This window comes from Clostridium sp., from assembly GCF_018372875.1.
Lineage (GTDB): Bacteria > Bacillota > Clostridia > Clostridiales > Clostridiaceae > Clostridium.
Window position 1 is genome coordinate 110373 of sequence record NZ_JAHAIF010000002.1, and the last position, 11705, is coordinate 122077.

At 29.2% G+C, this 11705-nt stretch carries 13 protein-coding genes; 4 read left to right on the plus strand and 9 right to left on the minus strand.

All coding sequences use genetic code 11. The features are described 5' to 3' along the window. Positions 1-37: 37 nt before the first annotated feature. The 4 genes from KIB46_RS01180 to KIB46_RS01195 form a co-directional block, all read right to left on the minus strand. Positions 38-1177: a hypothetical protein gene (locus tag KIB46_RS01180; RefSeq protein WP_291670140.1), complete on the minus strand. Its 1140-nt coding sequence runs from the start codon at positions 1175-1177 to the stop codon at positions 38-40. A gap of 126 nt (positions 1178-1303) precedes the next feature. Beyond that, positions 1304-2266: an aromatic acid exporter family protein gene (locus KIB46_RS01185; protein WP_291670142.1), complete on the minus strand. Its 963-nt coding sequence runs from the start codon at positions 2264-2266 to the stop codon at positions 1304-1306. A gap of 12 nt (positions 2267-2278) precedes the next feature. Continuing rightward, complete coding sequence (locus KIB46_RS01190) at positions 2279-2545, minus strand: iron-sulfur cluster biosynthesis family protein (protein WP_156559320.1); 267 nt, start codon at positions 2543-2545, stop codon at positions 2279-2281. A 3-nt stretch (positions 2546-2548) separates the two neighbouring features. Further along, the gene (locus KIB46_RS01195; RefSeq protein ID WP_156559322.1) at positions 2549-2779 is read right to left on the minus strand and encodes a DUF1653 domain-containing protein; all 231 of its coding nucleotides are present in this window, start codon (positions 2777-2779) and stop codon (positions 2549-2551) included. Between the two features lie 173 nt (positions 2780-2952). On the opposite strand from KIB46_RS01195, the gene KIB46_RS01200 reads away from it, so the two are divergent. Continuing rightward, positions 2953-3231, plus strand: a complete 279-nt coding sequence (locus KIB46_RS01200; protein WP_156559324.1) for a hypothetical protein — start codon at positions 2953-2955, stop codon at positions 3229-3231. Positions 3232-3291: 60 nt separating this feature from the next. After that, entirely contained in the window at positions 3292-3879 is a 588-nt protein-coding gene (locus KIB46_RS01205) for a hypothetical protein (protein ID WP_291670146.1), read from the plus strand. 43 nt (positions 3880-3922) lie between these two features. Here the strand turns inward: KIB46_RS01205 and KIB46_RS01210 are convergent, their stop codons facing one another. From KIB46_RS01210 to KIB46_RS01225, 4 genes are all read right to left on the minus strand, one after another. After that, a complete protein-coding gene (locus KIB46_RS01210) occupies positions 3923-4153 on the minus strand; it encodes a hypothetical protein (protein ID WP_027097917.1) in 231 nt (76 codons plus the stop codon). A gap of 88 nt (positions 4154-4241) precedes the next feature. Continuing rightward, positions 4242-4664: a PPC domain-containing DNA-binding protein gene (locus KIB46_RS01215; protein WP_156559328.1), complete on the minus strand. Its 423-nt coding sequence runs from the start codon at positions 4662-4664 to the stop codon at positions 4242-4244. 80 nt (positions 4665-4744) lie between these two features. Further along, the gene (locus tag KIB46_RS01220; protein ID WP_156559330.1) at positions 4745-5152 is read right to left on the minus strand and encodes a PH domain-containing protein; all 408 of its coding nucleotides are present in this window, start codon (positions 5150-5152) and stop codon (positions 4745-4747) included. Positions 5153-5211: 59 nt separating this feature from the next. Then, on the minus strand, positions 5212-5508 hold the full coding sequence (locus KIB46_RS01225; protein WP_156559331.1) for a hypothetical protein: 297 nt from the start codon (positions 5506-5508) through the stop codon (positions 5212-5214). A 144-nt stretch (positions 5509-5652) separates the two neighbouring features. Between KIB46_RS01225 and KIB46_RS01230 the strand changes: the two genes are divergently transcribed. Then, the gene (locus tag KIB46_RS01230; RefSeq protein WP_156559333.1) at positions 5653-6594 is read left to right on the plus strand and encodes a hypothetical protein; all 942 of its coding nucleotides are present in this window, start codon (positions 5653-5655) and stop codon (positions 6592-6594) included. A gap of 147 nt (positions 6595-6741) precedes the next feature. On the opposite strand, the gene KIB46_RS01235 is transcribed toward KIB46_RS01230, so the two are convergent. Then, positions 6742-11034: a 2-hydroxyacyl-CoA dehydratase gene (locus tag KIB46_RS01235; protein ID WP_291670155.1), complete on the minus strand. Its 4293-nt coding sequence runs from the start codon at positions 11032-11034 to the stop codon at positions 6742-6744. A gap of 229 nt (positions 11035-11263) precedes the next feature. Between KIB46_RS01235 and KIB46_RS01240 the strand changes: the two genes are divergently transcribed. After that, entirely contained in the window at positions 11264-11620 is a 357-nt protein-coding gene (locus KIB46_RS01240; RefSeq protein WP_156559337.1) for a CDC27 family protein, read from the plus strand. Positions 11621-11705: the final 85 nt, after the last annotated feature.

Here is an 11705-nt window from a genome sequence, read left to right on the forward strand (position 1 = left end):
GTAATCACCTATTTATCTTTAGTTCTTTAATTATATCTTATTTTATATTTGCCCTATTATCATCAACAATATCTAAAGATTTATCAATAATACGAGACAGCATATATATATATTTCATAAATACTTCTTTAAAAGCACCAATAGTTGTATCTTGTTTAAAATAGAATTCAACATAAGCTATAGTATTTATACCTTTATACTTTCTAACGTGAGTATCTCCTAGTTTATCAATTTCATTATGTACAGCTTCTAATACTAAATTTCTTCTTTTTTCAAAGGCATCAACATTTATACTATTTGCAACATTTTTAAGTTTATATCTTGTAACATATGGATTAGGCTCATAATGTACATATAATACCAATTTCTCACTAGTAACATGGAATTTTGCTTCAATATGAATTTCATAAGTTTCTTCTCCAACTTCATACAATCCATGTTCCCACTTTGCTTCTTCACCTATCCACCTATTCTTTACAAAGTTAGATATAAAGCTTAGTTCATCTCCCCCTGATCCTTTTCCAAAGAACTTTACAAATAAATTATCTGGGTAATCTAATGAAAGCAGCATTGTCCTAAAGTGTATAAACATCTTTTCCTTTTCATTACTATCAAGTAGAATATTTATAGACTGTGTATTGCTTGGAAGCTCTTTAATACTATAATATCTAATCATATTAGCACCAAAATCTTTATATAACCTATTTAGCCCTTCATCCTCTATTTCTACCCATACATCATTTATTAAATCCTTAAAAGTTTTACTAATATACCCACCATTTCCCTTAAGCTCGTCTTCAATCAACGTTAAATAGATACATTTGAATTTAACTTCCTTATTATCATATCCTTGAATAAGTTCTTCTTTAACTACATCTTCAGTATAAATAAAGGTTTGATTATGACCACTATTTGCTTTTAATTTTTCCTCAACAACAGATATAATAATTTCATCTGCATTTTCAGCAGTTACAATAATATCTGGTATACCTCTTGATGTAGCATTTTTTGTATAAGCTTTTACTTCAAAATCACATATATTTGGTATCTCTAATATATGCTTACCAAATGCATTTTTAAAATTATTAGAATTATTAATTAACCCTACAATCATATTGCCTATTATTTCTTCATTAAAAGTAATTCCTAATAAATCCATAGTATTTATTGGCACCATCTCATCCCCTTTTAGCCCATAATATTTTATATCATATTAAGTATTATTTTACATCATTCTTCTATATTTTGTAAACTTATATCGATTATGGTAAAAACTAGCCATAAAATACTTATACTAGAGTAGCTATTTGTGCATTGATAGGTAATACTCTCTTTTAATTTGCAAAAACTCCTCTAAATCATTTAGGAATTGAAATAATAATGCCCTATTTTCAAATTCATCCCTACTCTTTGGCAAATCCATTTGTTTGTATATATCTCTTAAAAAATTAACCTTATTAATTAGCTCAAGACAGTCATTTTCTTCAGACAAATTATTTGCTACCTCTTTAGTTAAGTCAGAAAGCATTTTAGTTTGCTCATACTTCATATAAAATCTTTGAAAATGCTTCTTCATTCTTTTTATTGTGTCCATCTGCATAATTCTCATATCTATGTACTTAATAAATTGTGTCTTTTCCTTAAATAGATAATTATTATTAATCTCTAAAGCTAATGCTTTTGTAGAAGCAATATTTTCTTCTATCTCTTCTAAAACCCTCTGTTCATCTATTGGTACAGCATGAGTAATTAAAGTTTCCCCCATAGAATAAAGTATTTTTCTATATACCTCTTCAATATTTTCTTTATTCTCTTCAAACTTATGATCTAAAGACTCAGTAAATAAATTAAATATAAGAGCTACTCCTATGCCAATTAAGGTTAGTACAAACTCATTTATAACCCAATAAATATCTATTGGATTACTAACTAGTAAATGGGTAGATAAAACAGAGCCAACTACCATCCCCTCTTGCAGGGAAAATCTTTTTGTTATTGGAACAAATATTAAAAGAAATAGTCCAAAAACTATTGGATTAGTACCAAGAAGTAAATATAGAAAATAAGATAATAATATTGCTATAGATACTGCAGTAAATCTTTTTATAGCAACTGATATAGATTCAACCCTAGTACTTTGTATGCTTAATATTGATATAATTCCTGCAGTAACACTAAATTCTAAACCTAACCTTGTTGCTATTATAATTGAAATTGTAGCTGATAGTACAATTTTCACTGTGTTAGAGTATAGTGTTTTCTTCATAAGCTTTTTCCCCTATTTTATATAAAATCCATTTATGTAAGTTTCTTTATCATACTTTATTTCTATTCCATCCACCATCTTTTCATCCTCCTTGTTATATACAAAAGGAATATCATTAATTTCTGCTAACATATCCTCTTCACCTTTATAACTTGGATAAATTTCATATGCAGGTCTTCCACAGCCTCTAAAAACCTTTATTCTTATGTAATTTTCACTACTATTATTTAGTATATCTTTTAAAGCTTCTTTAGTTTTTTCATCGAATGTTATATTCATATCTTAACTCTCCCTTACATATTCAAATCTATATTTTTGTTTAACTTCTGGATATTTTTCATGGTCTACTTCACTTGAAAACATATCTAAAGGTCTTACAAAGGTTCTAAACTCTCCATATAGAGCCTTATATACAACAAGCATTTCACCAGTTTCTGTATGCTCTGCTATGTCAATTACTTTATATTCATTTCCCTTAAAGTGTCTGTAGATTCCAGGTACTATTTTATTCATTTATTTCACCTCACATACAATTATACAAACTTTTTAATATAATTAAATACCTTTTTCGCTTTATTTAGTCATGACCCTATTATTTATAATTTTTAAAAATTTATTAATATTTACTATTATAGTATTTATCTATTCCTACTTGATGGTATTATAATATATAGGAGGTGAAAGATATGACATTATCCAGTAGTGATAACGACTTTAGTGAAGACATAGATTTATATAAAATCATCTTATCGGATGATTTCATGAGTAAGTTTAGTAAATTTGACTCTATAGATGATTTTTTTAACTCTAGTAATTTTAAAATTACAACAGAGGAAGATTTAAAAAATATTAATATTGATGAGTTTAATACCTATGTGCAAAAAAATACTAAGTTTGGATCTTGGAACGATATGATAGAAACAGCCAGAATTTCATTTAGCAAATATAAACTTGGTTTACTATAAATAATTCTATATGTTTCTCCACATACTAGATGTGAATTCTATAACAAGGAGGAATATATAATGAAGTACGGAAAAATATTAGCAGCAGTTCTTATGGGATCTACACTTCTAATTGGATGTAGTAATGATAAAAATAATGACACCAATAACGGTAATAACAGCACTCCACCAACTACTGAACAAAGTCAAAATCCTGGGAATTCAACAGGTACAGAAAAACCTGATATAATTACTTCCCCATCTAAGGTTACAGATGATGTTACTTTAGTTGAAGCTTTAAATGAAACTGGTCCTTGGATAGTAATACCTCAAAACGATATCAAAACTGATAAGGACATAGTTGTTTCAAAACTTACAACTATTCCAGAAGGAAAAGTAGGACGTAATATTTCACTTTATGCAACTGATGAAAATCAAAATGTAGTTAAAGAATTTACACTAACTGCACCTAGATTAACAATTGCTGCTGATGATGTTGAATTAAAACGTGGTACTTTTGTTGGAGATATATACGTTCAAGGAAAGAACTTTAAAATCTCAAATACAAAGGTACAAGGAAACATATACTTCCAAAACCAAGAAGCTAAAGACACATTTAAATTAGATGGAGATGCTTCAGTTTCAGGTGTACAAGAATTAAAAAAATAAAATAAAAATCACAGAGCATAACCCTCTGTGATTTTTATTTCAATTAATTATTTAAAAGATCGAACATTTCCTTTACTGTTCTCTTTACATTATCAGGTAACTTATCTAACGCCTTTTTTCTCTTCTTTTCATCTAATTGCATTATTCTCATAACTTCCTGTTGAAGTCCAGGTATGTTATTTAGATCTTGAGTAAGTTGAGCAAATTTTTGTGCGAAAGCAGGGTCTTGCTGCATTCTTTGTTGAACCTTTACTATTAGTTCATAAGGATTCATCCTAATCCCCCCATAAATTATTTAAATCATATTTTATCTTATTCATTTTTACTTTAAAGGTTCTTAATTTTTGCTCTTCACACACTTTCTAATTAAACTCTATTACATTTAATCCTATTTCATCATCAAATTTTCTACCAATAACTCCATTTATTCTATGTATTATTATTTCACAAGTAGCACTAATTACAGCCTTATTTAAATGACCACCAACTACACTTCCATCTTCCCTACCAAAGTTTGCATGAAAGTGTAAATAAGGCTCATTATCTTTTACTGATATATTACCTGTAAGGCTTGTCATTTCCATTTCCTCTTTATACTCACTAGAATAATATTTCTTTTCCTTTACTTTATACAAGCCTAAAACCACATTATCTACTGCACCTATAGCTGATACAGAACCTGCACTTATAGCTTTTTCTTTGCATAACTCTGTAACTGCTGAAATTATTTCTTCTCCCTTTTCTAATCTCATTACAATTGTGTCTCCAAATACTTTGTAAATCATTATACTCATTCCCTTTCTAGATATAAAGTTATAAATATGTAAAAGAATCCTCTGCCTATTACGGTAAAGGATTCTAATTTTTATTTACATAAATAATGCTTTTTTATTAATTTAATTATTTCTTTAACTTCATTTGCTTGCTTTTTAGGCACTTTAAAAGAAATAGGCGCACTATAAAAAGCTCCACTTGTAGCCATTACTGTATTTCCATCAACACCAATTTTAACATCAACATCAAGATCAAAATTACCTGCTGTTTCATAAGTAACACTTTTTATATTCTTCCCTGGGAAAAATTTAACCTCTACTTTTTTACCAGTTACACCTTGTACATCAACTAAATATAACCCTAAGTTAGTTAGAATTATAGAATCTCTTATAAATTGAAATGAAGCTATTACTTCTTCCCCATCTAAAATATGATCATTAACATATTTTAAATCTGCTCCCATAGTAGCATTGCCAACTAGCTTATCATAAATACCCATTTCATCGCCTCCAAATAACTTATTAATATAATAATACCATATTTTTTTTTAAACCTATACTAATTTATAATATAATCTTCTAAATATTCATTAGCAATATATGAGATTTCACTCCTTAAATTGTTTAACATATTTAATTCGCCACTTTTTAAATCTCTTACCTCATTAACTATTGAATTTATACTATTATAAAACTTTTCTATTTCATCTTCACCTAATAAATTCATTTTATCTTCTATAGGTTTAGGTAAATATATCTCTTCATCTATTCCAGAAATCTCATACACCTCAATTTGCTCTATCATAGCCATTACTATAGTAATTATTTCATTTAAAGTAAACTTTACTTTCTCCATCTTCTTCTCCTATTACTTTATGATAAATCATTATATCCTTAAGATAACCTTATATCAACATTAAATTGATTACATATATTTGCAAATATACTTTATATTGTTATATAATCTAAAGGTAATATTTGTATTTTTAGGGGGGTAAATATGAAAGACAAATTTCTTAATAATCTAAGTGGGAAAATTAATCTTAATCCTTTGGGAAATAAAGAGGCTGTTATTGGTTCTATAGAAGGCTTTAACTTTACTATAGTTGCTAACAAAAATACATATAATCTTGTATTACCAGTAAAGCTTTCAGAAAGTTATACACAGGTGAAATTATTATATTTCTTAGATAACTTAAAAATTGATTATGATAAAATAAATGATGCACTTTACTCTAACTCAAACATTATTGTTAGTTATACACCTAAAAAGATAAATGATCTTTTTGTAGATGAATTTCTTGAAATACTAAAGAAAATTACTAATGAACTATCAATTAACAATCTTTCAAGTTGCTGTGGCCTATGCGGGGAAGTAGCTAGTATTTCACCCTTTGTAATTGATGGAACACTAGTGCTATGCTGTGATAACTGCAAAAATAATGTACATGCAGATATAGCTTATAAACAAGAATATGTAAAAGAACTTCCAAATAACATTCCTCTAGGAATAATTGGTGGAAGTCTTGGTTCTTTAATAGGTGTTGCAGTATGGATGTTTGTAAACTATTTAGGATATATCTCTGCACTTTGTGCAATACTGCTTGTATTTTGTTGTATAGGTGGATATAAAAAGTTTGGAGGTAGAATTAACATTTCAGGTGTTATAATAACTTCAGTTATTATTATATTTATGGTTTTCCTTGCAAATTACTTGTCTCTTGGAATTTCATTATATTCAGAATTCAAAAATATAGGAGCTTCTTTATTAGACTGTTTATCAGATATTCCTGAATTGTTACAGATTGCTGAAATAAAAAGTGCTTTCTTGAAAGATTTAGGTGTAAGCTATTTATTCACAGTAATTTCTGCAATATCAATTTTTGCAAAAACTTATAAAGAGGATAATTACAAAATCAGTACTGAAGAAATAACTTATTAAAAAGGTGGAATAGATATTTATTTTGCTTGTTCCGTCGCAAGCTCTAAGTCACAGAAAAATAAATATCTATTCCCTTCATACTAAAGGTAAGAAAATTTTAAAAAAGCTGTATCAAAGTAATAATTATTTTGATACAGCTTTTCATTTTTATTCTATTGTTATTAAAGTCTCTTCTGTTATACTAGCTTCTTTATGTGCTGGTAAGTCTATAAACATCTCACCTTCAAGCTTCTTAAATGCTACAGAAAGCATTAACTTAATTCTGTTTAATTGATTTACCTCTGAAGCTCCTGGATCATAATCTACTGCTACTATATTTGCTTCAGGATACTTTTCCTTAAGTGCCTTTATCATTCCTTTACCTGTTACGTGATTTGGCAAGCAAGCAAATGGCTGCATACAAATTATATTAGATGTACCACTTTCAATAAGTTCTATCATTTCTCCTGTTAAAAACCATCCTTCTCCAGTTTGATTTCCTAAGGAAAGTATTTGTGATGCCATTCTTCCTAAATCTTTAATATGGGCTGGAGCATGGAATCTCTTAGATTCATTTAAAGCTTTCTTCATTGCTTTTCTATATCTTTCTAAGAACTCTATGACCATCATATATATATTTCTCTTAGCCTTACTGTCACCAAGGTATCTATACTTAAAGTCCTCGTCATATGCTGTGTAGAAGAAGAAATCCATTAAATCTGGCATTACAGCTTCTGCTCCATTTTCTTCAATTATATCAACAACATTATTATTAGCTGTTGGATGGAACTTAACAAGAATTTCTCCTACTAAACCAACCTTAGGTTTCTTTATATTTAATAACTCTAACTCATCAAATTCTCTAACTATTTGTCTTATATTTTTATTAAATGTTCTTTTACTACCATTCTTAACATTGTCTTTAGCTATTTCATTCCACTTTTTATATAAAGCATTGGCAGAGCCCTTTACCTTTTCATAAGGTCTTGTAGCATATAGAACTCTCATGAATAAATCTCCATAAACCAGCCCCATGATAGCTCTATTAATTAAAGGTAATGTGATTTTAAAACCTGGTTGTTTTTCAAGTCCTACAGTATTTAAAGATAGTATAGGTACTTGTGGGAATCCTGCTTCCTTTAATGCTTTCTTTAAGAACCCAACATAATTTGTTGCTCTACATCCTCCCCCTGTTTGAGTAATAATTACAGAGGTATTATTAACATCATATTTGCCTGATTTTAAACCATGTATTATTTGTCCTACAACTATTATTGATGGATAACAAGCATCATTATTAACATACTTTAACCCTTCTTCTACAGCCTCACTATCTATAGCAGGAAGTACTTCTAAATTATATCCACATGATCTTACTGCCTGCTCTATTATATCAAAATGAATTGGAGACATTTGAGGAGCAATAATAGTATGTCTTTTCCTCATTTCTTTTGTAAATGTAGGATTTTTAAACTCTATTTTTTCCTCTACAGGCACATATCCATTTCTTTCTCTTTCTTCCATAGCAGCCTTTAGAGATCTTATTCTTATTTTAGCAGCTCCTAGATTGTTACCTTCATCAATTTTTAGGCATGTATATATCTTTCCTTTAGAAGAAAGAATTTCTGAAACTTGATCTGTTGTAACTGCATCTAGACCACAGCCAAAAGAATTAAGTTGAATTAATTCTAATGAATCATTATTAGCTACAAAACTCGCAGCCCTATATAATCTTGAATGATACATCCACTGATCAACAACTCTTAATGGTGAATCTAACTTACCTAAATGTGCCACACTATCCTCTGTTAACACAGCCATATCAAAGGAGTTAATTATATCAGGTATACCATGATTAATTTCTGGGTCAATATGGTATGGTCTTCCTGCTAAAACTATACCCTTCTTTCCAGTTTCCTTTAAATAACCTAATACTTCTTTAGCTTTATTTCTTATATCATTATCAAAGTTTTCTCTTTCTTTATAGGCTTCTTCAACTGCCTTTCTTGCCTCATCCATTGTTACATTGAAGTCCTTAAATTCTTCAACCATTCTTTCTGGTAATGCATCTCTTTCTTCCAAATTTAAAAATGGTTGAATAAACTTAATATTCTTCTCTTTTAACACATCCATATTATTTCTTATTACTTCTGGATAGGATGTTACCATTGGACAATTATAGTGATTATTAGCATCCTTAAACTCTATTCTCTCGTAAGGAATACATGGGTAGAATATATTTTTTATTCCCCTATTTACTAATGCCATAATGTGTCCATGAGCAATTTTTGCTGGATAACAAGCAGATTCAGATGGTATTGTTTCTATTCCAAGCTCGTATATACTCTTACTTGAAACTGGAGAAAGCTCTACTCTAAATCCTAAACTAGTTAAAAGTGTAAACCAAAATGGGTAGTTTTCATACATATTAAGAACCCTTGGTAATCCTATAATTCCCCTTTTGGCTTCATCCCTTTTTAATGGAATATAATTAAAAGTTCTTTTAAATTTATACTTGTACATATTAGGAACTTCTTCTTTTATCTTATCTACCCCTAATCCTTTTTCACATCTGTTTCCAGAAATAAATTCTTCATCTGTAGAGAATTTATTAATTGTCAAAAGACAGTTGTTTCCACAACCTCCACATCTTCTAAAGTCAGAAGTCATTTGGAAGCTATCAACCTTTTCCTTTGAAAGAATAGTAGACTTTTCTCCTTCTACATATCTTTCCTTAGAAATAAGAGCTGCTCCAAAAGCTCCCATAAGCCCAGCTATATCTGGTCTTACTGCTTCTCTTCCTGATATAAGTTCAAAACTTCTAAGAACGGCATCATTATAGAATGTACCACCTTGAACTATTATCTTTTCTCCCATTTCTTTTTCATCACGTATTTTAATAACCTTAAACAATGCATTTTTTATTACTGAATATGAAAGTCCAGCTGAAATATCTGCTACTTCTGCACCCTCTTTTTGGGCTTGTTTAACTCTTGAATTCATAAATACAGTACATCTTGATCCTAAATCAACTGGTGATTTTGACTTTATTGCTTCTTTAGCAAAATCCTCTACCTTCATATTTAGAGATTTACCAAAAGTTTCAATAAAAGAACCACATCCCGATGAACATGCTTCATTAAGTAAAATTGAGTCTATAACTCCATTTTTTATTCTAAGGCATTTCATATCTTGTCCACCAATATCTAGTATAAAATCAACTCCTGGCAAGAAGTAATCTGCTGCCTTATAATGTGCAATTGTTTCAATTTCTCCTATATCTATATGTAATGCAGCTTTAATTAAAGCCTCACCATATCCTGTTACTGTTGAATTAATAATTTCTACTCCCTGTGGCAACTTGGAATATAGGTCTTTTAATATCTCTATAACCTTCTTTAAAGGATTTCCTCCATTACCACCATAAAAATCATAAACTATTTCTCCATCTTTATTAATTAACACCACTTTTGTTGTAGTGGACCCTGCATCTATACCTAGGAATACACCACCTATACAATCCTCTAGTTTTCCTCTTTTTGCTTTTGCTTTAGAGTGCCTCTTTTCAAATTCATCATAATCACTTTGTAATTTGAAAAGTGGTGATAATCTATCTACTTCTTCTTCATTTATATTTGAGATGTTTTCAACTCTCTTACACAATTCTTTAAAGCTAATAAATTCTTTATTTCTTGATAAAAGTGCAACCCCTATAGCAACAAAAAGCTGAGAGTTTTCAGGAAAAATCACTTCATGATCCTCTAATCCTAAAGTTTCAATAAATCTCTCTCTTAATTCAGATAAGAAGTATAATGGCCCTCCTAAAAATGCTACATTTCCTTTTATAGGTTTCCCACAAGCTAGTCCACTAATAGTTTGATTAACAACAGCTTGAAGTATCGATGCTGCTATATCTTCTGCTTTAGCTCCTTCATTAATTAATGGTTGAACATCAGTCTTAGCAAAAACTCCACATCTAGAAGCTATTGGATATATAACACTATGTCCCTTTGCCAATTCATTTAACCCCATTGCATCAGTATTCAATAGGGTTGCCATTTGATCTATAAATGCACCTGTACCACCTGCACAAGTACCATTCATTCTCTGTTCTATTCCACCTTTAAAGTATGTAATCTTTGCATCTTCCCCACCTAATTCAATTGCTACGTCTGTTTCTGGTATAAGTTCTTCTACTGTTTTAGTACATGCTATTACCTCTTGAATAAAGTCTACATCTAACCACTTTGATACAGAAAGTCCTCCAGAACCTGTTACACCTACTGTAATTTTGCACTCTCCAACAACATCATAAGCCTCTTTAATTAAATTAATTATTGTGCTTCTAATATCTGAAAAATGCCTTCTATACTCACTGTAAACAATATTCTCATTACCATCTAATACTATTAATTTTACTGTAGTTGATCCTACATCTAGCCCCATATTATACTTCTTCATAAATACACCTACTTTAGTAAATTTTACCCCAAACTATATTATAAACTCCTTGAAACTTATTTCAAGAAAGGCAACAAAAATTTAAGAATGATTTAAAAATTTGTAACATTTATACATTTATTAAAAATATTTATTTATATTATGAATATTGATAGAAAAATATGTATATATTATATTGCCCATGTCTATAATCATAATGAACTTATATTTTATACTTATGGAGGAAACTATGAATTTTTTTAGCGAAGGCAATAAACTTTACAACTCTCAAGATTATTTAAGAGCTATAGATTGTTATAAAAAAGCTGTTTCTAAAAAAGAAAATGAAGCTTGCTCCTACTATAATGCCGGAGTTTGTTTCATTAAGCTTAAAGATTATGATAATGCTATTTCCATGATACAAAATGCTTTATCTCTTCAAAAAGATAGCAAATATTATTTTAATTTAGGGTATTGCTATGCCATGAAAGAGGATTCTAATAAAGCATTAGTTAACTTTAATATGGCTTGGGCATTAAATAATGATGATGATGACTGTGAAAAAGCAATTAAACTAATAATATCTAAGATTAAAAAAAATAAATAATGTTTCACAAGGCTACTGCACTAACTAATTAATGTATAGCTCCTTTTATATTAACGCTCTTAATATTGAGCAAAATAAAAGACAC

What these genes read in the sequence shown, in the direction of transcription:
- KIB46_RS01180 (WP_291670140.1), bottom strand. Translation starts at nt 1,177, where the DNA reads ATGGTGCCAATAAATACTATGGATTTATTAGGAATTACTTTTAATGAA.
- KIB46_RS01185 (WP_291670142.1), bottom strand. Translation starts at nt 2,266, where the DNA reads ATGAAGAAAACACTATACTCTAACACAGTGAAAATTGTACTATCAGCT.
- KIB46_RS01190 (WP_156559320.1), bottom strand. Translation starts at nt 2,545, where the DNA reads ATGAATATAACATTCGATGAAAAAACTAAAGAAGCTTTAAAAGATATA.
- KIB46_RS01195 (WP_156559322.1), bottom strand. Translation starts at nt 2,779, where the DNA reads ATGAATAAAATAGTACCTGGAATCTACAGACACTTTAAGGGAAATGAA.
- KIB46_RS01200 (WP_156559324.1), top strand. Translation starts at nt 2,953, where the DNA reads ATGACATTATCCAGTAGTGATAACGACTTTAGTGAAGACATAGATTTA.
- KIB46_RS01205 (WP_291670146.1), top strand. Translation starts at nt 3,292, where the DNA reads ATGAAGTACGGAAAAATATTAGCAGCAGTTCTTATGGGATCTACACTT.
- KIB46_RS01210 (WP_027097917.1), bottom strand. Translation starts at nt 4,153, where the DNA reads ATGAATCCTTATGAACTAATAGTAAAGGTTCAACAAAGAATGCAGCAA.
- KIB46_RS01215 (WP_156559328.1), bottom strand. Translation starts at nt 4,664, where the DNA reads ATGATTTACAAAGTATTTGGAGACACAATTGTAATGAGATTAGAAAAG.
- KIB46_RS01220 (WP_156559330.1), bottom strand. Translation starts at nt 5,152, where the DNA reads ATGGGTATTTATGATAAGCTAGTTGGCAATGCTACTATGGGAGCAGAT.
- KIB46_RS01225 (WP_156559331.1), bottom strand. Translation starts at nt 5,508, where the DNA reads ATGGAGAAAGTAAAGTTTACTTTAAATGAAATAATTACTATAGTAATG.
- KIB46_RS01230 (WP_156559333.1), top strand. Translation starts at nt 5,653, where the DNA reads ATGAAAGACAAATTTCTTAATAATCTAAGTGGGAAAATTAATCTTAAT.
- KIB46_RS01235 (WP_291670155.1), bottom strand. Translation starts at nt 11,034, where the DNA reads ATGAAGAAGTATAATATGGGGCTAGATGTAGGATCAACTACAGTAAAA.
- KIB46_RS01240 (WP_156559337.1), top strand. Translation starts at nt 11,264, where the DNA reads ATGAATTTTTTTAGCGAAGGCAATAAACTTTACAACTCTCAAGATTAT.